Origin of the sequence: Nocardia sp. NPDC019395 (assembly GCF_040632335.1) — a bacterium.
Classification (GTDB): domain Bacteria; phylum Actinomycetota; class Actinomycetes; order Mycobacteriales; family Mycobacteriaceae; genus Nocardia.
Map to the genome: position 1 here is coordinate 440,231 of NZ_JBEYBT010000003.1, position 26,346 is coordinate 466,576.

25 protein-coding genes are annotated in these 26,346 nt (G+C 68.6%); 17 read left to right on the forward strand and 8 right to left on the reverse strand.

Features of this window, described 5'->3' with window-relative positions:
- Positions 1-31: 31 nt before the first annotated feature.
- A complete protein-coding gene (locus ABZ827_RS13015) occupies positions 32-2,854 on the reverse strand; it encodes a LuxR C-terminal-related transcriptional regulator (protein WP_357236517.1) in 2,823 nt (940 codons plus the stop codon).
- A gap of 225 nt (positions 2,855-3,079) precedes the next feature.
- Between ABZ827_RS13015 and ABZ827_RS13020 the strand changes: the two genes are divergently transcribed.
- Positions 3,080-3,436 carry a VOC family protein gene (locus ABZ827_RS13020; protein ID WP_357236519.1) on the forward strand — a complete coding sequence of 119 codons (357 nt, stop codon included), beginning with the start codon at positions 3,080-3,082 and terminating at the stop codon, positions 3,434-3,436.
- A gap of 100 nt (positions 3,437-3,536) precedes the next feature.
- Complete coding sequence (locus ABZ827_RS13025) at positions 3,537-4,004, forward strand: DUF1801 domain-containing protein (RefSeq protein ID WP_357236521.1); 468 nt, start codon at positions 3,537-3,539, stop codon at positions 4,002-4,004.
- Between the two features lie 49 nt (positions 4,005-4,053).
- Here ABZ827_RS13025 and ABZ827_RS13030 read toward each other — a convergent pair whose 3' ends face one another.
- Entirely contained in the window at positions 4,054-4,395 is a 342-nt protein-coding gene (locus ABZ827_RS13030) for a DUF1844 domain-containing protein (RefSeq protein WP_357236523.1), read from the reverse strand.
- Positions 4,396-4,506: 111 nt separating this feature from the next.
- Positions 4,507-5,028 carry a DinB family protein gene (locus ABZ827_RS13035; RefSeq protein ID WP_357236524.1) on the reverse strand — a complete coding sequence of 174 codons (522 nt, stop codon included), beginning with the start codon at positions 5,026-5,028 and terminating at the stop codon, positions 4,507-4,509.
- Between the two features lie 352 nt (positions 5,029-5,380).
- Here ABZ827_RS13035 and infC point away from each other — a divergent pair, with 352 nt between their 5' ends.
- From infC to ABZ827_RS13055, 4 genes are all read left to right on the forward strand, one after another.
- Positions 5,381-6,022 (forward strand): translation initiation factor IF-3, encoded by a 642-nt coding sequence (gene infC / locus ABZ827_RS13040; protein WP_063061346.1) that lies wholly within the window; start codon positions 5,381-5,383, stop codon positions 6,020-6,022.
- Positions 6,023-6,165: 143 nt separating this feature from the next.
- Positions 6,166-6,360 carry a 50S ribosomal protein L35 gene (gene rpmI / locus ABZ827_RS13045; protein ID WP_033245213.1) on the forward strand — a complete coding sequence of 65 codons (195 nt, stop codon included), beginning with the start codon at positions 6,166-6,168 and terminating at the stop codon, positions 6,358-6,360.
- 113 nt (positions 6,361-6,473) lie between these two features.
- Positions 6,474-6,854, forward strand: coding sequence for a 50S ribosomal protein L20 (gene rplT / locus ABZ827_RS13050; RefSeq protein WP_033245214.1), 381 nt, complete (start codon positions 6,474-6,476; stop codon positions 6,852-6,854).
- A 232-nt stretch (positions 6,855-7,086) separates the two neighbouring features.
- Positions 7,087-7,914 (forward strand): RNA methyltransferase, encoded by an 828-nt coding sequence (locus tag ABZ827_RS13055; RefSeq protein WP_357236527.1) that lies wholly within the window; start codon positions 7,087-7,089, stop codon positions 7,912-7,914.
- 72 nt (positions 7,915-7,986) lie between these two features.
- On the opposite strand, the gene ABZ827_RS13060 is transcribed toward ABZ827_RS13055, so the two are convergent.
- Positions 7,987-8,553 (reverse strand): TetR family transcriptional regulator, encoded by a 567-nt coding sequence (locus tag ABZ827_RS13060; protein ID WP_357236529.1) that lies wholly within the window; start codon positions 8,551-8,553, stop codon positions 7,987-7,989.
- Between the two features lie 101 nt (positions 8,554-8,654).
- On the opposite strand from ABZ827_RS13060, the gene ABZ827_RS13065 reads away from it, so the two are divergent.
- Positions 8,655-10,106: a DHA2 family efflux MFS transporter permease subunit gene (locus ABZ827_RS13065; RefSeq protein ID WP_357236530.1), complete on the forward strand. Its 1,452-nt coding sequence runs from the start codon at positions 8,655-8,657 to the stop codon at positions 10,104-10,106.
- 50 nt (positions 10,107-10,156) lie between these two features.
- Here the strand turns inward: ABZ827_RS13065 and ABZ827_RS13070 are convergent, their stop codons facing one another.
- Positions 10,157-11,455 (reverse strand): glycosyltransferase 87 family protein, encoded by a 1,299-nt coding sequence (locus ABZ827_RS13070; RefSeq protein ID WP_357236532.1) that lies wholly within the window; start codon positions 11,453-11,455, stop codon positions 10,157-10,159.
- A gap of 168 nt (positions 11,456-11,623) precedes the next feature.
- Between ABZ827_RS13070 and pheS the strand changes: the two genes are divergently transcribed.
- From pheS to ABZ827_RS13090, 4 genes are all read left to right on the forward strand, one after another.
- Positions 11,624-12,697 carry a phenylalanine--tRNA ligase subunit alpha gene (gene pheS / locus ABZ827_RS13075; RefSeq protein WP_357236534.1) on the forward strand — a complete coding sequence of 358 codons (1,074 nt, stop codon included), beginning with the start codon at positions 11,624-11,626 and terminating at the stop codon, positions 12,695-12,697.
- Positions 12,698-12,725: 28 nt separating this feature from the next.
- Entirely contained in the window at positions 12,726-15,227 is a 2,502-nt protein-coding gene (pheT, locus tag ABZ827_RS13080; RefSeq protein WP_357236536.1) for a phenylalanine--tRNA ligase subunit beta, read from the forward strand.
- A gap of 55 nt (positions 15,228-15,282) precedes the next feature.
- A complete protein-coding gene (locus ABZ827_RS13085) occupies positions 15,283-15,795 on the forward strand; it encodes a hypothetical protein (protein ID WP_357236538.1) in 513 nt (170 codons plus the stop codon).
- Between the two features lie 141 nt (positions 15,796-15,936).
- Positions 15,937-16,980, forward strand: coding sequence for a hypothetical protein (locus ABZ827_RS13090; protein ID WP_357236539.1), 1,044 nt, complete (start codon positions 15,937-15,939; stop codon positions 16,978-16,980).
- A 21-nt stretch (positions 16,981-17,001) separates the two neighbouring features.
- On the opposite strand, the gene mscL is transcribed toward ABZ827_RS13090, so the two are convergent.
- A complete protein-coding gene (gene mscL / locus ABZ827_RS13095; RefSeq protein ID WP_357236541.1) occupies positions 17,002-17,442 on the reverse strand; it encodes a large conductance mechanosensitive channel protein MscL in 441 nt (146 codons plus the stop codon).
- 239 nt (positions 17,443-17,681) lie between these two features.
- Here mscL and ABZ827_RS13100 point away from each other — a divergent pair, with 239 nt between their 5' ends.
- The 6 genes from ABZ827_RS13100 to ABZ827_RS13125 all read left to right on the forward strand — a co-directional run bounded on the left by ABZ827_RS13100 (position 17,682) and on the right by ABZ827_RS13125 (position 24,864).
- Entirely contained in the window at positions 17,682-18,038 is a 357-nt protein-coding gene (locus tag ABZ827_RS13100) for a hypothetical protein (protein WP_357236543.1), read from the forward strand.
- Between the two features lie 273 nt (positions 18,039-18,311).
- The gene (locus tag ABZ827_RS13105) at positions 18,312-19,493 is read left to right on the forward strand and encodes a Cmx/CmrA family chloramphenicol efflux MFS transporter (RefSeq protein ID WP_357236545.1); all 1,182 of its coding nucleotides are present in this window, start codon (positions 18,312-18,314) and stop codon (positions 19,491-19,493) included.
- A gap of 333 nt (positions 19,494-19,826) precedes the next feature.
- Entirely contained in the window at positions 19,827-20,408 is a 582-nt protein-coding gene (locus ABZ827_RS13110; protein ID WP_357236547.1) for a GNAT family N-acetyltransferase, read from the forward strand.
- A gap of 171 nt (positions 20,409-20,579) precedes the next feature.
- Positions 20,580-21,260 (forward strand): hypothetical protein, encoded by a 681-nt coding sequence (locus ABZ827_RS13115; RefSeq protein ID WP_357236549.1) that lies wholly within the window; start codon positions 20,580-20,582, stop codon positions 21,258-21,260.
- Between the two features lie 130 nt (positions 21,261-21,390).
- Positions 21,391-24,258, forward strand: a complete 2,868-nt coding sequence (gene ppc / locus ABZ827_RS13120) for a phosphoenolpyruvate carboxylase (RefSeq protein WP_357236551.1) — start codon at positions 21,391-21,393, stop codon at positions 24,256-24,258.
- 114 nt (positions 24,259-24,372) lie between these two features.
- On the forward strand, positions 24,373-24,864 hold the full coding sequence (locus ABZ827_RS13125; protein ID WP_357236553.1) for a pyridoxamine 5'-phosphate oxidase family protein: 492 nt from the start codon (positions 24,373-24,375) through the stop codon (positions 24,862-24,864).
- Positions 24,865-24,910: 46 nt separating this feature from the next.
- Here ABZ827_RS13125 and ABZ827_RS13130 read toward each other — a convergent pair whose 3' ends face one another.
- Positions 24,911-25,975, reverse strand: a complete 1,065-nt coding sequence (locus ABZ827_RS13130; RefSeq protein ID WP_357236555.1) for a DMT family transporter — start codon at positions 25,973-25,975, stop codon at positions 24,911-24,913.
- A gap of 44 nt (positions 25,976-26,019) precedes the next feature.
- A complete protein-coding gene (locus tag ABZ827_RS13135; protein WP_357236663.1) occupies positions 26,020-26,343 on the reverse strand; it encodes an AzlD domain-containing protein in 324 nt (107 codons plus the stop codon).
- Positions 26,344-26,346 lie beyond the last annotated feature (3 nt).

The window sequence follows — 26,346 nt, forward strand, 5'->3', positions numbered from 1 at the left end:
GCAGCCGGCCCGCCGCGTACGGGTTGTTCGATCAGTAGGCAGCTGCCGTGGCGAAACCGAGCTCGCGGAGCGCCTGTACGCCTTCGCCGGCCCGATCGCCGCCCGCCAGCGTGAGGGTGCGGGCCCGCTGGTAGAGGCAGCCCGCTGTTGCGAACGCGTCCGCCGCGGCGACGAGCCGCTCGGTATCGCCGGCGTGCAACGCCGCGGCGCGGGCCACGATCGCCTCGGCAGTGGGGTCACCGGTGACCACTGTCGTGGCGGTGGCGAGATATTCGGCGGCGGTGGGGTCACCGGAGAGGACCGCCGCCTCGGCGCGCAACGCGTAATACCAGTGGCGCCAGACCCAGATGTCGCGGACATCCATATCGCCGAGGTCGGTCGCCAGTTCTGCGACGGCGTCGGCGGCACGGCCCCGGTGGAGCAGCAGGATCGCCGCGAAAACCGCGCCGTAGGCGGTTTTGTCCCGCGAGCCGGTGCCGAGCTCTCCGGCGATCGCCAGCCACCGCGTCCGGGCCGTTTCGTCGTCGCGTAAACCGTGTATCAGGGCGACCGCGGCCGCCGCCGGGGTGAGATGCGGTGCGTGCGGGCGGCCGGCGAGTTCCCAGGCGTCGGTGAACCGGCTGCTACCCGCCAGGACATCGCCGGGATGCCCCGCCAGCGCGTCCGCCACAAGCAGCCGCGATGTCGCGAAATCGCCGCGCTCCGCCAGTATCGGCAGGTCGCGCAGTTGCGCTGCGTACCGCCGGGCACTGGGCAGGTCGCCCACCCCGAGACAGATTTCGGCGGCCTCCGCGAGCGCGCCGACCTGTTCGACCACCGCTGCCGGGGTATCCGGCGACGCGGTGAGCAGTTGCACGCGCCGGCGCGCGGTATCGGCCGCTGCGAAGTTGTCTCCTATCCAGCACTGAGCGGCGGCGAGGGCGTCGAGGGCAGCGCTTCGTGCCAGCCGATCCTCGGTGCGGTAGGCGAGTTCGACCGCTCGCTGCGCCAGGACGACCGCTGTCGCCCGGCCCGCTTGGGGTTCGCGCCCCGCCGAATCGCCGGTGTGGGCGAATACTCCGCACTCGGCCAGCGCCACCGCCGCCGCCGCACCCGGGTCGTCACCGGCCAGTGCACGGGCTTCGGCCAGGAGATCGGCGGCCTCGCCGGGAGCCGGGGTCTGCGCGAAGGTATCGGACATCCGGAAAACGGTGATCGCCGCGGTGGCCAGGTCGCGGGCGGCCGCGGCGGTATCGCCGCCGCGGCGCGCGGTGCCGGCGGCGTTGCGGTACAGGTGGTACATATCCGTACCCCGCGTCCGGCACCCGGCCACAGCGGCGGCATGACGCAACGCGGCGGCCACGGTGGCCGGATCGTCGGCCAGGGCTGCCGCCTGCTCGTATCGGAGCTGCGCTTCACCGGTGAGATTCCGGGCGAAGGTCAGCCGGGCCACCGATAACGCCAGCCCATGCGCTTCGGACCGGTACGCGGAATGCTCGGCAGCCCATGCCAGTGCCGCTCGGAGATCGTCGATTGCCGTGTCGAACCCGCTGCGCCAACCAGCGGTGCCGGACGGGAGTTCCGCGACGAGCGCTGTGGCCGTCGCGCCGCACCAACCCAGATGGCGGGCGTACGCGGTATCCGATTCCCCGGTCGCGGTGAGTTGTTCGACCGCGTATTGGCGGATGGTCTCCAGCGCCCGGTAGCGGGTACCGCCCGCGGCGGTGCCGATGGTCAGCAGACTCTGCTCGGCGAGCCGGGCCAGGCCGTCCGCGATCGCGTTCTGCTCCAGCGGCTGATATCCGGCCACCGCGGTGGCATCGGCCGCGGTGAACGGGGCGGCGAAAACCGCGACGCGACGCAGCAGTAGGCGGTCCGGGTCGGTCAGCAGGGTCTGGCTCCAATCGAGCATGGCCCGGACCGACCGGTGCCGTTCGTCGGCGCGGCGGCCACCGACGAGTAGTCGCAGTGGGTCGGCGAGGCTCGCGGTCAACCCATCGAGACCGAGGGTGGGCAGCCGGGCCGCCGCGAGTTCGATGGCCAGGGCCAGCCCGTCGAGGCGGCGGCAGATCTCGTCGACCCGGTCCAGCCGGTCCGCTTCGATCGAGCGGCCCAGGGCACGGGCCCGATCCAGGAACAGTGCGACCGCATCGGACGGGCCCGTATCACCGTCGAGCACCATCGGCGGCACCTCGTAGACATGTTCGAACGGAACCAGCAACCGGGCCCGGCTGGTGACCAGAACGGTCACCCGGGGACAGTGGGCCAGTAGGCGTTCCAGGAACGGCGCGAGGCCGTCGCGCAGATGCTCGCAGTTGTCGAGTACCAGCAGGGCGTGGCGGTCGGCGAGCCCGGTGAGCACCGAATGATCGAGACCCTGCCCGTGCTGTTCGCCGAGACCCAGTGCGCGGGCCACCGCCGAGCCGATCAACGCGGGATCGGCGACCGGTACGAGGTCGACGAACCACGCGCCGTCGGCGAATTCGGCCGCCATATCCGCTGCTACGGCCAGCGCGAGCCGGGTCTTGCCGACCCCGCCCGGTCCGAGAGCGGTCACCTGACGATGCGCCGTGACGGCCGTCCGCAGCGCGGCGAGCTCCTCGTCCCGGCCGATGAACGACGTCAGCGGCGCGGGCAGGACGGCGATCGGTTCGTTCGCCTGCTCCGCGCGGGTCAATTCGGCGGCGCGCCCCGCCAGCGCGCGCCGATCGGGCACGCCGCTCTTACGCAGCAGCGCGGAGACATGTGTTTCCACGGTCCGCACGGAGATGTACAGGCGTGCGCCGATCTCGGCATTGCTGAGGTGCTGGCCCACCAGGGCGAGCACCTCGGCCTCCCGGTCCGAGATCCCGCCGGGGACCTTCTGCTTCGACACATCGTCATTGTCGCGTACCGGCTCCGTACCGCTACGCCCTCGTGGGTACGTGGGCACTCAGTGGTCGATTCCGTGGTCGGCACGGATGTGCCGGCGCGCGGCCGGAAATAACGTTGTTCTCATCGTCGACGGATGACGGCCTACCGGCGGAAAACTCTCGAAGCAGGCGATTCCGACGCCTGGATCCGCCGCCGAGCCACTCGATAAATGACCTCAGGAGCGACCATGGTTACCCAATCCACCACCGGAATCACCACCGTTCTGCACCCCGTCTCCGATCTCGCCGCGGCGGGAAGGGTGTACACCGCCCTGCTCGGCATCACACCGCAGACCGAGGGGACCTACTACGTCGGCTTCGATATCGCGGGCCAGCACATCGGGCTGGTGCCGGGCGGCGGACCGCAGCCGATGACCGCGCCGGTGGCGTACTGGCAGGTGTCCGATATCGAGGCGAAACTGGCCGAGGTCTGCGCCGCCGGCGCCACCGTGCGCGAACCTGTGCGCGAAGTAGGTGCGGGGCGCTCGGTGGCCACGGTCACCGACCCCGACGGCAATGTGCTCGGGCTGATGCAGGACCGCTGAACAACTCTTCTGACCGCCCGCGCCGACCCGCTACGGCCCCTGCGCGATCCGCCGACAGCCATCGAAACCCATATCTCCGAACCGGAACGAAGGAACCATTATGACCACCCAGAAGACCGCGACCCGCACCGAGGCGAAGACTCCGGTGAAGTTCTCCGCCGAAGAACGCGCCGCGATGAAAGAGCACGCCCAGGAGTTGAAAACCGAGGCCCGCCGCGGCGGGCGGGCCGGCAAAGCGGACGGTGAGCGCGATGTGCTGGCCAAGATCGCCGAGATGTCGGCGAGCGACCGGGCACTGGCCGAACGGATCCACGCGATCGTCACCGCCAGTGCGCCGGGTCTGACCCCGAAGCTCTGGTACGGAATGCCCGCTTACGCCCGCGACGGCAAGGTCGTCTGCTTCTTCCAGAGTGCGGCGAAATTCAAGGCGCGGTACGCCACGCTCGGGTTCAACGATTCGGCGCTGCTCGACGAGGGCACGGTGTGGCCCACCGCCTACGCGTTGACCACGCTGACCGCCGTCGACGAAACCCGGATAGGTGAGCTGGTGCAGAAAGCGGCAGCCTGAACAACGTTGATCCGTGCGGCTGCGGTGCCGGGATCAGGCGCCGGCCCCGTCAGTAGACGGGGCCGGTGTACTTCTCGCCGGGCCCGGCTCCCGGGGCGTCGGGCACGGCGGAACTCTCACGGAAAGCCTTCTGCAGCGATTGCAGGCCCTCCCGGAGCGGCCCGGCGTGCGGTCCGAGGTACTCCACCGACGCGGTGATCAGGCCCGCCAGCGCGGTGATGATGCGCCGCGCCTCGTCCATATCCCGGAGTGGGCTGTTCTCCGGGTCGGCGTCGCTGAGCCCGAGCTTCTCCGCGGCCGAACTCATCAGCATCACCGCGGCGCGGCTGATCACCTCCACGGCGGGGATTTCGGCCAGTTCGCGCACATCGGCATCGGGCTGTTCGGTCATGGTCTCAGCCTAGGCCGCGGCCTGATGGGGTTGCGGGGGGAGTGCCGCTGGTCGATGGGCGCGGCTCGACTGAACGCGGGATCCGCCTGTGTCGCGCCGGAAGGCCTGTGATCAGGCTCCGGCGGCGCGCAACATTCGTAGCTGGCCGATCTCTGAGGCGTTCTTCATCAGTTCCGCGTTGACCCACGCGGCCAGATGCGCGACGGTGAGATCTGCCTCGGCCGGCCACGGGTAGTGCGTGGATCGCTCCAGTGCGGAGTCGTCACAATGATCCAGCACCGTCAGCCATTGCTCGCGCAGATCGTTCAACCAGGCCAGTGCCGCCGCGATATCGCCCGGCCAGTGGACCTCGGTGCGATCGGGAATCGGCCGGTCCTGCGCGTGGGCGATGGCCGAACTCCACCACCAGCCGATATGCCAGGTCAGCCAGCCGATCGTGGGCACGGGGACGGGATCGGGTTCCGTTTCGGCGAAATCCGGTCGCCACCGGCCGTCGGCGCCCCGGTGGACGGTCCAGATCACCTCCGCGGGGGACCAGTGGGTATCGTCGTCGGTCAGGGCCTCGAAATGTAGCTGGGACAACGACCAGACCAGGTCGAATTGCCAGCGCAGGAGGTGGGATCGGCTGCTCACGGGTGCCGAGCCTGGCAGGCGCGCCGGATGCGGGCAATTCGTTTACGTACTGCCGCGAGGAGCACGATTCCTGCCGCGAGGAGCACGATTCGTTGATCCGGCCGGGAACTGTTAAACTCTTCTGCGACGACCGCCCCGGTCCTGTCCGGGGCATATTAAGTGGAGCCCGACTCCCACCGTTGCCGGCGAGTGATCGCCTGGTCAAACGGTCCGGTCGCCCGCCCGGAGGGTGGGTTCACGATCTCGGATGACGAGGTTGTGGCGCAGATATCGAGTCTGCGTGGGCCGGTCGACATCGGGCCTCGTGACGGTGAAATACCGTGACGAGGCTTTTGTGTTGAACAAGGGGTTCATTTCGAGCGGTCGTCGAACGACACCGCTAGACCTAGGAGGCCCCATCAGCACTGAGACCCGCATCAACGATCGCATCCGTGTTCCCGAGGTCCGGCTCATCGGTCCCGGTGGTGAACAGGTTGGGATCGTGCGTGTTGAAGATGCACTACGCGTCGCCCTGGAGGCAGACCTCGACCTCGTAGAGGTCGCGCCGGACGCACGTCCGCCGGTCTGCAAGATCATGGACTACGGCAAGTTCAAGTACGAGACCGCGCAGAAAGCGCGCGAGTCCCGGAAGAACCAGGTCCAGACCGTGATCAAGGAACAGAAGCTGCGGCCCAAGATCGACGATCACGACTACGAGACCAAGAAGCGCAATGTGGTGCGGTTCCTGGAAGCCGGGTCGAAGGTCAAGGTCACCATCATGTTCCGGGGGCGCGAACAGTCCCGGCCCGAACTCGGTTTCCGGCTGCTGCAGCGGCTGGCTTCCGATGTGGCGGAATTGGGTTTCGTCGAGACCTCGGCCAAGCAGGACGGCCGCAACATGACGATGGTCCTCGCCCCGCACAAGGGTGCGAAGACGCGGGCCAAGGCCGCCGAGGATTCGGTCCGGTCGCAGCCCGGCGCGGCCCCGAATGCCGGTCGGCCGGTCGCGCAATAACAACGGCGTAGCCGTGCACACTGCGGCGTCGAGCCGCACATAACCGCGGCGCACGCCGCAGCGCTATTGCGTCGAGCCTGCAATAACGCTGATCAGTACACCTGGTCCGCCCCTGCGCGGGCACGACACAGATTGAGGTTGCCATGCCGAAGATGAAGAGCCACAGCGGCGCTTCGAAGCGTTTCAAGGTGACCGGTAAGGGCAAGCTGCGCCGTCAGCAGGCCAACCGCCGGCACCTGTTCGAGTACAAGTCCTCCCGCCGGACTCGTCGTCTGGAAGGCACCGAGGCCGTCGCCCCCGCCGACGTCCGCCGGGTGAAGAAGCTGCTGGGTATCTGATCCCCTTTCCGGGACAGATACCGTCCGGCACCGCCTGCGCGACCGGACGCCGAAGAACCGACCCACTCGGGTGCGCTCGACCGGGCACCCCCAAGATCGATTAGGACTGACCAGTGGCACGCGTCAAAAGGGCCGTCAACGCTCAGAAGAAGCGCCGTTCCATCCTCGAGGCCTCCAAGGGCTATCGCGGGCAGCGCTCGCGTCTGTACCGCAAGGCCAAGGAACAGCAGCTGCACTCGCTCACCTACGCCTACCGGGACCGCCGGGCGCGCAAGGGTGATTTCCGTAAGCTGTGGATCGCGCGCATCAACGCCGCGGCCCGCGCGAACGACATCACCTACAACCGCTTCGTGCAGGGCCTGAAGGCCGCCGGTGTCGAGGTCGACCGTAAGAACCTCGCCGAACTGGCCGTCTCCGACGCCGAGGCATTCGCCGGCCTGGTCGCCGTCGCCAAGGCCGCACTGCCCGCGGACGTCAACGCCCCGGCTGCCTGAGTCGTACCCCGGAACCGGGTATCTCGTCCGGTCTCCGTAGCAGGAAGGCCCCCTCCTCCAGGAGGGGGCCTTCCTGCTTTGTGGAGATCCGGAGACGTGCTCGGCCGGCCACTGGGCGTAGCGGTGCTGTACCCGCCAGGGCCGGTCTCTGCCGGTGTGCGGCGGGCTCGGAGCGGGGCCGTTCGGCCCGCGCGTTCGGGAGTGCGGTCCGGCCGCGCACTACGATCTACGGGTGCGTGGTCAACAGGAAGCCATCGACTGGCGCAATTCTCGCGTCGTTGCCGCCGCGAAGCTGCATCGGGGTGCGGCGCGGAAGAAGGCCGGGCGGTTCCTGGCCGAAGGCGCCAACTCCGTGGGCGCCGCGTTGGACACCGGGCGGGTGAACGAACTCTTCTTCTCCGCCGAGGGTGCCGCCCGGGAGCATGCGCTGATATCCGGCGCCGTGGCAGCCGGAGTGCGCACCACACTCGTCACCGATCGGGCCGCGGCGGCGCTGGGGGAGACCGTCACACCGCCCGGTCTGGTGGCCGTCTGTGATCTGGTCGATGTGCCGCTCGAACGGATCGTGCCGGCGGATCCCGGCGGCGAGGTACCGCGGATCTTGGCGGTACCTGTCGGTATCGCGGATCCCGGGAACGCGGGAACGCTCATCCGGGTGGCCGACGCGGTGGGTGCGGACGCCGTGGTGCTGGCCGGTGACAGTGTCGACCCGCACAACGGCAAATGTGTGCGATCGTGTGCGGGCAGCCTCTTCCACGTCCCCATCGCCCGCGATCGCGATACCCACGGGGTGCTCGACCGTATCGAAGCCGCGGGAATCGCCACAGTGGCGACTGCCGCCGATGGCGAGCTCGATCTCGACGAGGCCGACGAACTCTTCACTCGACCGGTCGCCTGGTTGTTCGGCAACGAGGCGCACGGACTCGACCCGGAGGCGGCGCGGCGTGCCCGTTATCGGGTCCGTATTCCGATCCGGGGCCGGGCGGAAAGCCTGAACCTCGCCGCCGCCGCCGCGATCTGCCTCTACTCGAATTCGCGTGTGCGGCACGCAAACCGATAGCCGGTGTGTGGGCTCACGGTAACCGGGCCGGTCCGCGCGGTGCGCACGCCCGAATCTCGCGGTCCGCGGTGTTCACATGCCGTGTTCGTACAACTCGGTGAGCATCTCGTCGGCCCAGTCGGCGGCGATCGCCTCCGGCCCGGTGACGCGCAGTGCGGCCATGACGGTGAGGAGCATGCCGGTCGATAGGAACCGCCGGGCATCGGCGATCGGGGCGCCGGTGAGTTCGCGGATCAGCCGGTAGATGCGGCCGTACCGGTCACGGATGACCGGGCCGATATCGGGGTCGCCCGCGGCCGCGAACGCGTGCAGTAGCACCTGCAGGAGGTTGCGTTCGGCGAGGAATTGATCGTATGCCTGCGAGAGTGCGTCGAGAGGTTCTGCTGAGCCGGCATTCGCGGCGGCCTCGGTGAACACCTCTTCGATGCGATCGCAGACCTGTCCGACCGCGGCCAGGAAGAGCCGTTGTTTGGAGCCGAAGAGGCGGATGACGTACGGCTGTGAGACGCCCGCGCGACGGGCGATCTCATCGGTGCGGGTGGCCGCGTAGCCGGTTTCGGCGAAAGCGGACACCGCGGCTTCCAATACCTGTGCGCCGCGTTCCCCGGCGGTCATCCTGGTCCTGCTCGATTCCGGCATGGTCCTCCTCGGTGGTTCTTCGCGGGCTGTTGACATGTTATCAGTCGATGCATACCGTTGGCGGTGACATAGTTATCAGTCAATTACAACAAGGACTGGAAATGACCGAATCACTGATTTCGCCCCCGGTCGTCACCCCCGACCCCACCATGAGCCCCGCTGAGCCGGATCGCGGTACCGCGATCCGGCACCGGCCCCTGGCCGCCGTTCTGGCGGCTGTCGGGATTCCGATGTTCATGGTCACCCTGGACAACTTGGTGGTGACCAATGCGCTCCCGGTGATCCGCACCGAACTGGGCGCCTCGCTCAGCGATCTGCAATGGTTCGTCAACGCCTACACACTCTCCTTCGCGGCGCTGCTGCTCACCGCGTCCGCGCTCGGCGACCGGCTGGGCCGGCGCCGCGTGTTCCTCGCCGGTATCGCGCTGTTCACCCTCGCCTCGGCCCTCTGCGCGCTGGCGACCGATCCGAGCCTGCTGATCGCCGCCCGGGTGGTGCAGGGCCTCGGTGGCGCGGCGGTGATGCCGCTATCGCTCACCCTGCTCTCGGACGCCGTTCCGGAACGCCTGCGTAGCGCGGCCATCGGGATCTGGGGCGGGATCGCCGGACTCGGAGTCGCCCTGGGGCCCCTGCTCGGCGGGGCGGTGGTCGACGGTTTGAGCTGGCAGTGGATCTTCTGGGTGAATGTGCCGATCGGGATCCTGGTACTGCCGCTGGTCGCCTGGGCGCTGCGGGAATCGCGTGGGGGAGCGGGCCGGCTGGACCCGGCCGGTCTGATCCTGGCCTCGGCCGGGGTGGTCGCGATCGTCTGGGGGATCGTGCACGGTGCCGACGACGGCTGGAGCTCACGCGGTGTGCTGGGCGCGCTGATCGCCGGGGCGGTACTGCTGGCCGCGCTGATCGCCTGGGAAAACCGTGCGGCCGCCCCTATGCTCGCCCCGCGATTGTTCCGGGTGCGCGCTTTCAGCGTGGCGAATGTCGTGGCCTTCGCGTTCTCGGTCGGGGTATTCGGATCGATCTTCCTGCTCGCCCAGTATTTCCAGGTGGTGCAGGGCTACAGTCCGCTGGAATCCGGTATCCGCACCATGCCGTGGACCATGGCGCCGATGGTCGTGGCGCCGCTCGCTGGGCTGGTGATCGATCGGGTCGGTGGCCGGATCCTCCTTGTGACCGGGCAGGTGCTGCTGGCCGCGGCACTGGCCTGGATTGCCGCAGTGACCACCGTGGACGTCGGCTACAGCTCCTTCGTCGCCCCGCTGCTGCTCGCCGGTATCGGCATGGGACTGACCTTCGCTCCGCTGGCGACCGTGGTGATGGCCGCCGTGCCGGAGGAAGACCGATCCGTGGCGTCGGGGACCAACAACACCGTGCGCGAAATCGGGGTGGCCATGGGTATAGCCGTGCTGGCCTCGGTCTTCGCCTCGTACGGCGCCTATACCGACCCGCAGGGTTATGTCGACGGCCTGGTGCCCGCCGTATGGGTGGGCGCGGCGATCGTGGCGGCCGGGGCATTGACCGCGGTACTCCTACCGGGCCGGGCCCCGCGCGGGTGATGACACTGTGACTCCGGAGATCGGCGGCCCGCTCGGGAGCGGGCCGCCGATCAGCGTTCCGGGACCGCGACCAGAGGCTCGTCGGCGGCGGCCTCGGCCGGGATCGGCTCAGGGAGACTGCCGCGCGACCGTCGTCCCGCGGTGCACGCGTACAGCACGACGAGCAGCACGCTGAACCAGACGTACCCGTTGCCGATCAGCTTCTCCCACGCGGTCCAGTCGAGTTCCCGCCCGTCGTTACCGGGCACATTGTTGTGTTCGCCGAGTACGTACACCACCGCGGTGGCGGCTGCCGCCGCGTACCAGCCGCGCGCCTGCTGCCAGGGGCGGGTGGTGGCGTACCCGACCATCGCCAGCAGCGTCGGCGCCACCCACACCCAGTGGTGCGACCAGGAGATCGGCGATACCAGCAGGGCGACCACCGCGTTCACGGCGAGCGCGATCATCGGCGGTGCGCCGGTGCGCCGGATGGTGACCACGGCCAGCGCCACCAGCGCCGCCGCGGCCAGCAGCCACAGTGCCGTGGCCAGGGTGCCGGTGATCTCGAAGCGGGCCAGGACGGCTTGGATGGACTGGTTGGTCTGGAACTCCGACCCGCTCAGTCCGCCGACATTGCCGAAGCCGCCGAACCAGTACCGCACCGATTCGTCGGGCATCACCGCGAAGCCGATGATTGTCGCCACCGCCCCGCTGACCGCGGCGGTCATCGCGGCCTTGTAGTCCTTGCGGATCAGGAAGAACAGCACGAACGCGGCGGGAGTGAGTTTGATCGCGGCCGCGATCCCGATCAGCATGCCGCGCGGCCAGCGCGGATTGCGGGTCAGGCAATCGGCCGCGACCAGGCCCATCAGAATCAGGTTGACCTGGCCGAAGTCCAGGGTCGACCAGACCGGTTCCAGCAACAGCGCCAGCGGAGTGGCTGTCGCGCAGACCACCGTCGCGAGTTTGCGCTGGTCCTGGCCGGGCCAGAGCTGCCGGGCCACCAGGTACAGCGTCATGGCCAGTGCGCCCACCGAGACCGCCAGATAGGCGACCACCGTTATCGTCCACGGCAGCAGTGCGTAGATACCGAGCGCCAGCGCCGCGAACGGCGGGTAGATGAACGGCAGGCTGATATCGGCGGCCGTCTCGGGAAGCTGCCCGTAGAGGTCGCCGCCGGCTCTCCACTCCTCGACCCCGAGCCGGTACACCTCGAGATCGATGTACTCCCCGCTGATCGCGCGGAACGGGTTCATGGGTAGAGACATACATACCCACGTCACGAGGATCGCTAGCAGCGGTAGCAGCCAGATCGCCTGCTGGCGGGCACGTCCGGCGAGCGTCTCGGTGTGGGTCGGGGCGTTCGTCATCGGAGAGGACTTTACCGGTTCGAGGTGTCCGCGCACCGGGCAGTGATCGGCGAGGGATATCGCCGTGAACCGGACATCGGCCATCGAATACGATTCCACCAGCAGCAATACGGGCGCCGGAGCCTACCGGGGTCCGCTCACAATGCCTAGGGGAGAGACGAGTAGACCGTGGCCGACGACACCGACGCAGGCGCAGCGACCGGCGGGCAGGAATCCGCGCTCACCGAGGAAGCCCTGGCCGCCGCGGCCGCGGCCGCCGAAAAAGCCTTCGCGGCCGCCGCCGACCTGGACACCCTCGCCGCCGCCAAAACCGAGCATATGGGCGGCCGATCGGCGATCGCGCTGGCGCAGCGCTCGCTGGGCAGCCTGCCGAAGGCAGAGAAAGCCGATGCCGGTAAACGCGTCAACATCGCGCGGGGCCGGGTGTCCCGGGCCTTCGAGGAACGGCAGCGCACCCTGCTCGCCGAACGTGACGCGGCGGTTCTGGTCGCCGAGGCGATCGATGTCACACTGCCGGCCGATCGCGGGCCCGTCGGCGCCCGGCATCCGATCACCGTGATCTCCGAGCAGGTCGCCGATGTCTTCGTCGCGATGGGCTGGGAGGTCGCGGAGGGCCCCGAAGTGGAGACCGAGCATTTCAACTTCGACGCGCTCAACTTCCTGCCCGACCACCCGGCCCGCACCATGCAGGACACCTTCCATATCGCGCCGGCCGGTTCGCGGCAGGTGCTGCGCACCCACACCTCGCCGGTGCAGGTGCGGTCGATGCTGGAACGTGAGCTGCCGATCTACGTGGTGTGCCCCGGCCGCACCTTCCGCACCGACGAACTGGACGCCACCCATACGCCGGTCTTCTCCCAGGTCGAGGGCCTCGCCATCGACAAGGGCCTGACCATGGCGCATCTGCGCGGCACCCTCGACGCGTTCGCGCGGGCGCTGTTCGGCCCCGACACCACCACCCGGATCCGGCCGAACTATTTCCCGTTCACCGAACCCTCGGCCGAGGTGGATGTGTGGTTCCCGGACAAGAAGGGTGGCGCCGGCTGGGTCGAATGGGGCGGCTGCGGCATGGTCAATCCGAAGGTGCTGATCGCCAGCGGTATCGACCCCGACGAATACAGCGGATTCGCGTTCGGGATGGGGCTGGAGCGCACGCTGCAGTTCCGCAACGGCCTCCCCGATATGCGCGACATCGTGGAGGGTGATGTGCGCTTCACCCTGCCCTTCGGTATCCGGTCCTGATTTTCCGAGCGAGAGAGCGAACGTCACAGTGCGAGTAGCGCAGTCCTGGCTGACCGAAACGATCCGCCGCACCGTTCCCGAGTGGACGGTCACACCGGAGGAACTCGACGCCGGATTCGTCCGGGTCGGCCTCGAGGTCGAGGAGGTCGACCGGCTCGAACGGGTGGGCGGCGAGATCGAGCATCCGCTGGTGGTCGGCCGGGTCGCCGAGATCACCGAACTCACAGAGTTCAAAAAACCCATCCGATTCTGCAAGGTGGATATCGGAGCGTCCGAACTCCAGGAGATCGTCTGCGGAGCGACCAATTTCGCGGTCGGCGATCTGGTGGTCGTGGTCCTGCCCGGCGGTGTGCTACCGGGTGGTTTCGCCATCTCCTCGCGTAAAACCTACGGCCATATCTCCAACGGCATGATCTGCTCGGTCGCCGAACTGGGTATCGGCAAGGACCATTCGGGGATCCTGGTGCTGGAACCCGGTACCGCCGAACCCGGCACCGACGCCAACGAACTGCTCGGCCTCGACGACACCGTTATCGAGCTGAACATCACGCCCGATCGCGGCTACTGCTTCTCGGTGCGCGGGCTGGCACGGGAACTGGCCTGCGGATTCGATCTCGAATACGCCGACCCCGCCGTGCGTACGCTGCCGGAGGGCCCCGAGGCGTGGCCGGTGCGGGTGGAGCCGGAATCGCGTTGCACGCGGTTCGGCGTCCGCCGGGTCACCGGTATCGACCCGGAAGCCGTGAGTCCGTGGTGGCTGCAGCGGCGCCTGCTGCTGGCGGGTGTCCGGCCCATCTCACCGGCGGTCGATGTGACCAACTACGTGATGCTCGAACTCGGCCAGCCACTGCACGCGTTCGATGCCGCGAAACTCGCCGGTGGTCTGGTGGTGCGCCGGGCACAGTCCGGCGAGAAGCTGCGCACCCTGGACGACAGCGAACGTGAACTCGACGCCGAGGATGTGGTGATCGCCGACGATACGGGGGTCGTCTCGCTGGCCGGTGTGATGGGTGGCGCGTCCACCGAGGTGGGCGCCGAAACCACCGATGTGGTGCTCGAGGCCGCCACCTGGGACCCGCTGCTCATCTACCGCACCGCGCGCCGGCACAAACTCGTCTCGGAGGCGAGTAAACGCTACGAGCGGGTGGTGGATCCGGAAATCAATCTCGCCGCGCTGGACCGCGCCGCGACCCTGCTCGCCGAGATCGCCGGCGGTACGGTCGAACCGGCCCTGACCGATGTGCGCGGCGAACTGGAACCGCCGGAACCGATCCGTATCGATATCGATCTGCCCGACCGGGTGGCCGGTGTCCACTACCCGCCGGGGACTTCCGCGCGCCGGCTCACCCAGATCGGGTGCCATGTCGAGGTCGGTGTGGACGAGGCCAGCGGTCACGGTCAGCTGGTGGTGACCCCGCCGAGCTGGCGGCCGGATCTGGCCCAGCCGGCCGATCTGGTGGAAGAGGTGCTGCGCCTCGAGGGGCTCGAGCAGATTCCGCTGGTGCTTCCGCAAGCCCCGGCCGGACGCGGCCTGACCGCCGTACAGCGGCGCCGCCGGGCGGTGAGCCGGGCGCTGGCCTTCGCCGGATGCGTCGAGGTGCTGCCCCCGGTATTCCTGCCCGCCGATGTGTTCGACACCTGGGGTCTGGAGGCCGACGATCCGCGCCGGACCACCACCCGGGTGCTGAACCCGCTGGACGTCGAACGCGCGGAATTGGCCACGACACTGCTGCCGGGATTGCTCGAGGTGGCCGGCCGCAATATCTCCCGCGGCGCCCGGGACCTCGCGCTCTACGGGATCGCCCAGGTGGTCCTGCCCGGGCCGGATACGAAACCGGTGCAACCCCTGCCGGTGGACCGTCGCCCGACCGACGGTGAGATCACCGAACTGCTGGATTCGCTGCCGGAACAACCGCAGCATGTGGCGCTGGTGCTGACCGGCCGCCGGGAACCGAGGGGGCCGTGGGGGCCGGGCCGGGCCGCCGACGCCGCCGATGCCTTCGCCCTCGCCGATGTGATCGCCGAGGCCGCCGGGGTCCGGATCGAGCGCCGCCCCGGTAAGCACCTGCCCTGGCATCCCGGGCGCTGCGCGGAACTGGTGGTCGACGGTGCGGTGGTCGGGTTCGCGGGCGAACTGCATCCCGGTGTGCTGGAACGATCCGGACTGCCGCCGCGTACCTGCGCCGTGGAACTCGACCTGGACGCGCTGCCGCTGGTCGAGACCCGGCCGGCGCCGGTCATTTCCCCGTTCCCCGCCGTCCTGCAGGACGTCTCGGTCACTGTGCCCGCGGAGGTCCCGGCGGCGGAGGTCGAGACGGCGCTGCGGTCCGGTGGTGGCGAACTGCTCGAGGACATCGCGCTGTTCGATGTCTACGAAGGCGCGCAGGCCGGGGAAGGCCGCAAATCGTTCACCTACGCGCTGCGATTCCGGGCGGCCGACCGCACCCTCACCGAGGACGAGGCCAGTACTGCCCGCGACGCCGCGGTGGCTGCTGCGTCCGACGCGGTGGGCGCGGTGATCCGTTCCTAGAGAACAGGCTTCCGGTCCGTCCGAACGGGCGGACCGGACGTCGTAGGCTGGTCACATGAGTGAACCGAGCGCAGGCGATCCGGGCGCGCTCGCCGCGCGGTTGGCGGCCCTGCCCGACGAACAGTTGCTGGCCGTACTGGTCGTCGCGACGGCGGGCCGGGATACCCTGGCGCCCCTGTACGAGGCGGCTACCCGGCTGCTGTCCGAAACCGGGCAGAGCGGTACGGCCCCCGGTGTGATTCCGGGCACCGATATGCCACCCGGCTATGGGCCGAGTGCCGATTTGGGATCATCGTCGCAGGTAGACAGTGGTATCGGCGCGGTAGTCGGTGACCCTGCCGCCACCGGCGGCACCGTAGGGGGTTATACCGCCGGCGGTGTGCCGACGTTCGGCTCGCTACGCGATAAGGTCGAGCGGCGTATCGGCACCGCGTTCGGAGCCCGGCAGCTCGATCGGCAGACCCCGGCCGGGCGCGGTACCGAGGAACAGTGGGAAGCGCGGGAACAGGCCGCGCGGGAACGTCTGGCACAGATTCGCACCTCCCTCCATGAGGGCGAAGGGTCCTGACCCTTGCCCCGGCCCGCGCCGGAGCAACGCGATACTTCCGCCTTCGCTGCGGCCTCCGCCGATCGCATGAACCCGATCCGAAGGAGGACCTGTGTGCGATACCTCCGCCTACCGCATGAACCCGCTCCGTAAAGAGGATCTGTGAACGAAAGTGCCGACGCGGCCGCCCGCGTTATCGCCGACCGACTGCTCGACGCCCAGGTGCGATGGCTGCTCGACGAGGTCAGTGGTGACCGGTTCGCCGAAGTCGTCGCCCGCGATGTGGCGGCCGTACTGGATGTGGCGGCCACGGTGGACGCCGGAGAGGTGGTGGGGGTCGAACAGCTCGAAACCACCGTGGCCACCCTCGTCGACAAGGTCGGCGGTAGTGCCGTGCTCGCCGATACGGTCGGCGTGTTCGCGGACGCGATCTACGACAGTATCGCCGCCAACGAGGACCATACGCTCGGCGAACTCGTCGAACGCGAACCCGTCGAGGCGCTGCTGCAGAAGATCGTCGATATGCACCAGACCCAGGAACGGGTTCTCGAACGGCTCACCGACAGTCCGCTCGTGGCGACCGTGGCCTCGAAATTCGTGGACAAACTGGTCGGTGATTTCGTGGAGGCCAACCGGCAGCGGGCAGAGAAGATCCCGGGTATGGGCACCCTGATGTCGATCGGGCAGTCCGCCGCCGACCGTGCCCGCAAGGCCGCCGAGAGCAACACCATCCTGGGCGATATGGCGGGTAAAGGCGCCATGTACGCGCTCAAGCGCACCAACAACGCGATCCGCGAAATGCTGCGCGACGCCCCCGTGCACGACGCCACCATGGAGTTCTGGGATCTGCACGCCGACGAACCGATCAGCGGTCTGCGCGAGTACCTCACCAAACAGGACCTCAACGATCTGGTGCTGCTCTGCTACCGGATCGCGGTGACCACCCGTGAGAAGGAGTACTTCGGCCTGCTCGTGGACGAATGCGTGCAGGTGTTCCACGAGAAATACCGCGACCACACCCTGGCCGCGGTACTCGGCGAACTGGGTCTGAGCGGCGAGGACATCGTCACCGAGATCCTGCGGTACGGCCCCGCCGTAGTCGACGCCGCGAAACGCGACGGGGTGCTGGAAGGCCTGCTCCGGGAACGTCTCGAACCGTTCTACTACTCGGACGAGGTACTGCAGATCCTGACGGTACCGGCGTAACGGCAGGTCCTCGCCGTCGCGTTATGCGGACGGCGAATGAACCCGCGTGGATTCCTTATTCTCGCGGGCCGCCTGCGCGGCGAGGAGATCGCGGATCTCGATCAGCAGTTCGGTATCGGCCGGTACCGGTTTCTCCGAATCGGCGCCCTTGCGCGCCAGATACCGTTTCTGCACGGTTTTCATGGGCAGGATGAGCGCGAAATACAGCACCGCCGCGACCATCACGAAATCGATGGCGGCGCTGATGATGGGCCCCAGGGCGACGAAGGTCGCGGGTTTACCCGCCAGCAGCGTGACACCGAAACCGAGCTGGCTGTTACCGCCCAGGACCGCCAGCAGCGGTTCCACCACGCCTTTGGTCACCGAACTGACGATCGCGGTGAACGCGGTGCCCATCACCACGGCGACGGCGAGATCGATAACATTGCCGCGCATCAGAAAGTCTTTGAAACCCTTGAGCATCAACCAAACTCCGTATCGGACGTAAATTTTCACCACCGGCCCGGGACTCGGTCGACGACGGTGACGGTTGCTGCCCAGGTCCCGGCACTACACGGCAGGTGATAGTGGCAGCCGCGGCGGCGGTACGCAAACCCTGCCGGTCGTCACCGGGCTGCTCCGCGGTGCGCCGTCGCTTCGGCGGTCCCGGCATCGAGCACGGGAACACGTTAGTGTCGTGGGCAAACGAGCAGGAGGACGGCGTGGGTTCGACGACACTGATGGGCCGCGCGGTGCGCGGCTTCAATGCTGGGGTGGTGGCTCTGCTGGGGGTTCCGGTCGTGGGCTCGCTGCTGGGCAAGGGCTTCGTGGAGATCGAATACGTGGGCCGGCGTTCCGGGCAGGTGTTCCGTACCCCGGTCAACTACCTGAACAAAGGCGGCGAACTGGTCATCGGCGTCGCCATGCCCGATAAGAAGAACTGGTGGCGCAATTTCCTCGGCGACGGCGCCCCGATCCTGCTGCATCTCCGGGACGGGCAGCGTCGCGGTCACGCGACCGCACAGCGTGACGAGAAGGGCCGGGTCACCGTACGGGTCCGGCTGGACGACCTCGGCTGACCGCCGCGGGGCCGTCCGGGCTGCCGCCGGACGGTGGAGCGGGGTAGGCGGGCAATATCGAGATGTGGTGCGCTCGGGTAGTTGGTAGCCTGCGTTCCATGTCGAGCCCGGAGGCATCCAGAGCAGGGCTGCCGGTCACCCCCGTCAGTCCCTGAACTCCTTGATTTCGTAGCGGTGCCCGCTGTTCGCCGGCACCGCGCAGTGTCGACCTCCGGGCAGCTGACCGGGGTGACGAGACGTTCTGTCCTGTCTCTCCCACCTCGGAGCCTGCTGATGCCTTTTTCGCTCTATCTCCTTGCCGTGGCGGTTTTCGCCATGGGCACATCGGAATTCATGCTGTCCGGTCTCGTGCCGGATATTGCCGCGGATCTCGGCGTGGATATCGCCGCGACAAGCCTGCTGACCTCAGCTTTCGCCGTCGGAATGATTATCGGCGCACCGCTGATGGCCGCTCTCGCCCGGAATCGGCCCGCGCGGTCGAGCCTGCTGGTATTCGTGCTCGTATTCCTGGCGGCGCATATCGCGGGGGCGATGACGACCAGCTTCCCGGTCCTGGTGGCGACCCGGACGATCGCGGCCTTCGCGAATGCGGGATTCCTCGCCGTCGCGCTGACCGCCGCCACCGCGCTGGTTCCGGCCGGACAGCGGGGCCGGGCGCTGGCGGTGCTGCTCTCGGGCACCACGCTGGCCACCATCGCCGGGGTTCCCGGCGGCGCTCTGCTGGGCGCGTTCTTCGGCTGGCGCATCACCTTCTGGGCGGTGGCGCTCGTCTGCGTGCCCGCCGCGATCGGCGTGCTCACCGGGATTCCGGCGCGTCCGGCGGACTCGGGGACGCGCGGGCCGGGTCTCGTCGCCGAACTCGCGGTGCTGGCCCGTCCTCGGCTGATCGCCGCCATGCTGCTCGGTGCCCTGGTGAATGCCGCCACGTTCGGTGCCTTCACCTTCCTCGCTCCGCTGGTGACCGGGCCCGCCGGGCTGGGTGACCTGTGGGTGCCGGCGGCGCTGGTGCTCTTCGGCGCCGGTTCCTTCGCCGGGGTGACGGCCGCCGGACGGCTCTCCGACATCCGCCCCGGGGTCGTGGTCGCGGTGGCCGGGCCGTTGCTGTGCGCCGGCTGGTTCGCGACAGCGGTCGCCGCGGACCGTCCCGCGGTCTTGCTGGTCCTCGTCTTCGTCCAGGGAGCCCTGTCGTTCGCGCTCGGCAGCACCTTGATCACGCGGGTCCTGTACGAGGCCGCGGCGGCGCCGGCCATGGGCGGTTCCTATGCGACCGCCGCACTGAATATCGGTGCCGCGGTGGGACCGGCGGTCGCTGCGGCCGCCTTCGCCACTTCGCTCGGGTCTCTCGGACCGGTGGTGAGCAGCGGTGTGCTCGTCGCGGTCGCGCTGGTGGCGGCGATGGGCTGTCGCGCCGCTCTGATCAGCGAACCGCGGCCACCGGAGGCTGTGCCGCGGTAACAGTGGATCGGGTCGCGCGCCGGGTGGTCCGGGCCACCCGGCGCCTGCGCTCGGGCAGGGTGAACCACACCCGGTTTCCCCGGCTTGGGCGCGCCGTCTCGTGCTGGAGCGGCACCGGGTTTCCGGATCGCGCGCGACGCGGGTGCGCCTCGCGCGATTCAGGTTTCGGAGTAGTGAACACAGAATGGTGTAAACGCGACGTAACGGTGTCCAGAGTTTGGTGACACTCGACTCGAACCGGTGTTTCTGCAGGTCCGGTTCGCTAATCTCGAATGACCATCCGGAGTGGCCGTGTGGTGTGGCGCAATGGCCAGGGGTGATGGAGGACTGCGCGTGAGTACACCGTCGGCAATCGATTTTCGAGCACAGGGGCCGCGGCTCTACCATGTCCGGCCCGACCACCCGCTCGCGGCCGCCGTCACGGTGGAACTCGCCATCGAATACAGCACCCGGTACGGCGGCACCGCCGGTGCGATACACCAGCAGATGCGCGCCCGGCCGGCCGCCGATTTCACCCCGCCGGCCGGGGGCCTGGTGGTGCTGGTGGAACACGGGGAGCCGCTGGCCGGTGGGGGTTTCCGCCGGGCCGATCGCACCACGGCCGAGCTGAAGCGGGTCTGGACCGCCCGGGAGCAGCGCCGTCGTGGGCTGGCGAGCCGGGTACTCGCGGAACTGGAGACGATGATGATCCGCCTCGGCTATCGCCGGGCGTTCGCGACGACGGGCGATCGGCAGCCCGAGGCGGGGAGCCTCTACCGGGCCTCCGGTTATATCGAGGTGGGCGGTGCCGAACGCGGTGGCGGGCGCTACCGGTTCGAGAAACTCCTCGGCTCCGCGGAGCTCGGCGGCGCATGCTTCCCCGGTACTGCCGATCCCGCGCGCGGGTTCGCCCGGCGCGACGTCTACCTCGCGTAGGACTCGCGCTCAGGGCGGTGCTGTGGCGGCTGCTCGGTCCGGCCTCAGTGGTCGCTCGATTCGCGGGCCGGGTCACGGGATTGTTCGCCCGGCCGAACCGTCGCCGTGCCGGGCGGCCGCAGTAGGGTATGTCATCGGTCCGGCGACAGCCGCGGGCCGGGAAGGTGCGCCGTGCCGGCTTCGATACTTTTCGCGGTGCTCGCCGCCGGACAATCGGCGCTGGTCTGCTGGTGCATATTGCGGTACCGGCGAACCGGGGACCGGATGCTCATCGTGCCCGCTGTCGTCTGCGCGGCGCTGGTGTACGACAACGCGATTCTCGCGGCCGGCCGCTGGATCGGCGCCGGCGACGCCCTGGAGACGCTGTCGGTTCTCCGGTTCGTGGCGCATCTGGTTCTCACTCCGCTCTTGATGCCGTGGGCACGGGCTGCCGCGGGGCTGGCCGGAGTCGCCTGGGTGCGGCAAGCGTGGGTGCGGGCGGTCGTCTGCGCGGCGACGCTGGGCGTGATCCTGCTGGGTGTGTTCGGGGAGCTGACCCGGTTGACCCTGCGGCCGGCGGAATGGGCCGGGGCCGTGCGCTATACGACCGAGCACGCCTCCCCGGCGGGCGTGCTGTCACCGGTGGTCACCGTCGTGGTGGTGCTGGTCGCCGCCGCGGCGGTGTGGCGGGTCCGCGGCTACCGGCTCTGGACGGTGACCACGGTGACGATGACGGCGGTGTCAGCCGCGATGCCGCCCATGCTGCTGACCAACTGTGCCGAACTCGTCTTCGCCTGGGGCGTGGTCGCGACCGCGGTGTGGCTGTCGGGCGCCGGCCGGGTGACCGCGCCCGCGGTGATGTCCGAATCGTGAGCGGTGCGCGCGGCACGCCGGTCTTCACGACGGAACCGGCCGCCCGGCGGGGAACCGACACGCGTAGGTTCGGCGCGGTCGTGTGCGTCGTCACAGCCGTGGACCCGGCGGCCGACCATACTGTCTGACCATGGGTGATGCGCAGACCGGTAATGGAAACGACGCGACCCGGCCGCTTCGCGAGGACATCCGGTTCCTCGGTGGCGTCCTCGGTGACACCATTCGTGATCACGAAGGGGCGGAGGTGTTCGACCTCGTCGAGAAGGTCCGCGTCGAAGCGTTCCGGGTCCGGCGGGAGGAGGTCCGGCGCAGTGCGGTCGGCGAGATGCTGGCCGGTGTGGAGATCGGCGTGGCGCTGCCGTTGATCAGGGCGTTCAGCTATTTCGTGCTGCTGGCGAATCTGGCCGAGGATATCCAGCGCGACCGCCGCCGCGCCGCCCATGAATCGGCGGGGGAGCCACCGCAGGATTCCTCGCTGGCCGCGACCTACCGGAAGCTGGACGCGGCGGGAGTGCCGGGGGAGCGGGTGGCCGATCTGCTGTCCGACGCACTGGTGTCGCCGGTGATCACCGCACACCCCACCGAGACGCGGCGGCGCACGGTATTCGACACCCAGACCCGGATCACCGATCTGATGCGGCAGCGGCAGCGGGCACCCGAGTCCGAACAGGCGCGGCTGGACCTGGAGATCCGCCGCCAGGTGCTGACCCTGTGGCGGACCGCCCTCATCCGGTTGTCCCGGCTGCGGATCCAGGACGAGATCGCGGTCGGATTGCGGTACTACGAGCTCACGCTGCTCGATGTCGTCCCGGCGATCAACGCGGATGTGCGGGCGGCGCTGTGGTCGCGCTGGCCCGGGCAGTCCTTGTTACCGAAGCCGATTCTGCGTACCGGGTCGTGGATCGGCGGTGACCGGGACGGGAACCCGTATGTCACCGCGGAGGTGGTGCGGACCGCGTCCGGACAGGCCGCGGGGGTCGCGTTCGGACGGTATCTGCGGGATCTGGTTCAGGTGGAGAAGACGCTGGCGTTGTCGGCGCGGCTGGTCCCGGTGACTCCGGAGTTGCGTGCGCTCGCCGACGACGGCTATCCGGATCCGGCGACATTCGCCGATGAGCCGTACCGCCGGGCGGTCTACGGGATCCGGGCCCGGCTCACCGCAACCGCGCGCGGTGCGCTGACGGCGCTGGGCGCGGGCAACACCGAGGGCGGCCAGGTATCCGCCGCGACCGTATCCGCGGATCCGGTCGCGGCGATCGATTCCCGGATGCGGGAGTTCATCGCACTCGGCGCTGAGGACACCGATTCCGCCGGGGTCCGGCCGTATGCGACGCCGCAGGAACTTCTCGACGATCTGGACGCGGTCGACGCCTCGTTGCGCGCGAGCGGTGACGGGTTACTGGCCGACGACCGCCTCGCGGTACTGCGCCACACCGTGGAGACCTTCGGGTTCCATCTGCAGGGCCTGGATATGCGGCAGAACTCCGAAACGCATGAGCAGGTCGTTGCCGAACTTCTCGCCTGGTCCGGAGTGCATCCGGATTATTCGAGCCTGCCCGAGGAGGATCGGGTGCGCTTGCTCACCGGCGAACTGCGCACCCGCCGCCCGCTGCTGGGCCCGCACGCGCGGTTGAGCGAACTCGCCGCGAAAGAGCTGGGGATCATCCGGGCCGCGGCCGAGGTGGTGGCCGCGCTGGGCCCGGAGGCGGTACCCAACTACATCATCTCCATGTGCACCTCGGTCAGCGATCTGCTCGAGGCCGCGCTACTGCTCAAAGAGGGCGGCCTGCTGGATCCCGGCACGGCCGACAGTGAACCCTACTGCCCGGCGGGCATCGTGCCCCTGTTCGAAACGATCGAGGATCTCGCGGCCGGCGCCACCACCCTCGCTGCGGCGCTCGCGGTGCCGGAATACCGGGCGCTGGTGGCGTCCCGCGGTATGCGGCAGGAAGTGATGCTCGGCTACTCCGATTCGAACAAGGACGGCGGATACCTGGCCGCGAACTGGGCGCTGTACCGCGCGGAGCTGGAGCTGGTGGAACTCGCCCACGAACACGGAATCCGGTTGCGGCTCTTCCACGGTCGCGGTGGCACGGTGGGCCGGGGTGGTGGCCGCAGCTACGACGCCATCCTCGCCCAGCCCGCCGGTGCGGTGCGCGGATCGCTGCGTCTCACCGAACAGGGCGAGATCATCGCCGCGAAATACGCGGAACATGGTTCGGCGCATCGCAACCTGGAATCGCTGATCGCGGGCACGCTCGAATCGACGCTGCTCGACGTCGAAGGCCTGGGTGCCGACGCCGAGCCCTCCTACGCCCTCATGGACGATCTCGCTGGTCGTGCCCGCGCCGCCTACGCGCGGTTGGTGCACGAGACACCGGGTTTCGTGGACTACTTCCGGCAATCGACCCCGGTCGCCGAGGTGGGTGACCTGAACATCGGCAGCCGCCCCGCCTCCCGCAAACCCACCAGTTCGGTATCGGATCTGCGGGCCATCCCGTGGGTGATGTCGTGGAGCCAGGCCCGGGTCATGCTGCCCGGCTGGTACGGCACCGGTACCGCACTCGAGGAATGGGTGGACGCCGATCCGGAGCGGCTGGCCCGGCTGTCGGATCTGTACCGGCGGTGGCCTTTCTTCCGCACCGTCATGTCGAACCTCGCTCAGGTGATGGCCAAAAGCGATCTCGCGATCGCCGCCCGGTACGCCGAACTCGTCGAAGATGTGGACCTGCGCGAGCGGATCTTCGGAATGATCGAAACCGAACACGCCCGCACAGTGGCGATGCACGCCGCCATCACCGGTAACGACCACTTGCTGGCCGACAACCCGTCGCTCGCCGAATCCATCCGGAACCGGTTCCCGTATCTGGAGCCACTTAATCAGATGCAGGTGGAATTGCTGCGCCGACTGCGTAGCGGAGACGACTCCGAGCTGGTCAAACGCGGGATTCTGCTCACCATGAACGGCTTGGCCACCGCCCTGCGAAACTCGGGCTGATCGCGGCGGCGGCAGGAATCGCTCCGCGCCCGGAAGGCTCGTGCACGGAAACAGGCCGACCGCCCGGCCCGTCGCGACCGGTGATGTCGGTGGCGCGTCGTACCGTCGTGCTCTATGACGACCTGGAGTGAATTCACCGCGGAAGCGCCCCATATCAGTCAGATCTTTCGCCGCCGCCATATCGCCACCGGCAACCTGTGCATGCTCGGTACGTTGCGCGCGGATGGTTTCCCCCGGATCAGCCCGGTGGAACCGATGATTTTCGAGGAGAAGCTGGTTATCGCCGGGATGCCGGGCACGACCAAATTCCTGGACCTGCTGCGCGATCCGCGCTTCTGCCTCCACACGGCAACGATCGACACAATGGTCGCCGAAGGCGACGCGAAACTCTTCGGCGTAGTGGTCGACGATCCGGATACCGCCCTGCACTCCCGCTTCGCCCAGTACCTGTACGAGGACAGCGGTATGGACCTGCGCGACCAGACTTTCGATCACTTCTTCGTCGCCGACCTCACCTCGGCCTCCTCGGTGGAGGTCGGCAACGACACCCTGAAGATCACCATCTGGAAACCGGGCGAGGGGGAGCGAGTAGTGGAAAAGCGGTAGCCGATGGCGGGCTCGGCGCGGACAGTTCATCGGCTCGCCGGACTGCTCAGCGGTCCGGCCGTGCCCGTTCGCCAGAAGGCGCGGGAACCGGACGCTGCGCGGTGTCCTGCTGCTGCGGGGAACGGCCCGGTATCCGGGACACCGCGACTCCACACAGACACAGAAGGCCGCCGATCAGGGCCAGCGGAGCGGGCACCTCATCGAGGACGAGCCAGGACATCAGAACGACGATGACCGGTACCGCATACGTCGTGGATCCCATCTTCCCGGCCGTTGTGCGGGAAACGGCATAGGCCCAAGTGGTGAACGCGAGAGCAGTCGGGAATACCCCCAGGTACACCACCTGCAGAGTGGCCGAGGCGGGCGCCCGACTCACCTCGGAGACCAACTGACCGGCGAACGGCAGACAGGCGACAGCCCCGATGAGCGCACCGAACGTCGTCACCTGAAGGGGACTTGCGTGGTTCAGCGCGGGCTTCTGCAGCACCACACCCAGGGCATACGTGATCGCCGCAGCCAGGCACAGCAGCACACCGGGGGCGGATGAACCACCATCACCGGACGTGGCGATGCCGACCACTACAGCACCGGCAAACGACACCACCAGGCCGGCCATCAGCTTGCCTGGAAAACCCTCTTTGAGAAGCCACCCCCCAAGGATCGCCATCAGGATCGGCCCAACGTTGACGATCATTGCGGCCGTACCGGCGTCCACTTCGCGCTCCCCCCAGTTCAGCGCGAACATGTATGCAGCGAACCACAGAAGGCCGGAAGCGACGGTCCCCGGCCAGGCTGCTCGCGGCGGGAATCCCTCACGGCGCACCAGGAGGACCCCGCCAAGGGCAGCGGCGGCCACCAGCAATCTCCCCAGGGCCAGTGGGCCCGGGCCGAAGTACGAAGCAGAACTGCGGATGGCAATGAAGGCCGATGCCCACAACACCACGGTGACGGCTGCCGCAGCGAGTACACGGGGGGCCGCATCCCGTGCGGACGATGCAGCCCCGGGTATCTCTGTGTATTCCTTCGGCCGACTCACGGTCGCCTTTCTCTCGTACTTTGAGCTGCCCGACACGACAGCGCACTTCAAGCGCGTACCGGAAGGGCATGACATGTCTCTGTGCCCCGACGCTGCAGCAGCGCCCGGGCAGGCAGTTTTCAGTCGGCACCGATCAGGCGCAACAGCGCAGTGACCGCAGCGGCCCCGATCACCACCACCAGGAACGGGGCTTTGCGCCAGGCCAGCACGCCCGCCATAGCCACGCCCGCCGGCCTGGCCACCCCGGCCAGGCCATGGCCCTCCATCATTCCGGTGGTGGCGACGAGGGAGGCGAGCAGCACGATCGCGGACGTTTCCATCAGCCGCTCCATGTGAGGCGGAAAGGTTAGGCGGGAGCGCAGCATCGGGCCCGCAAGGCGGAACGCATAAGTGCCGGCAGCCAGGACGAGGGCCGAGGCGAATAGGACGTGTGGGCTGTGCATCAG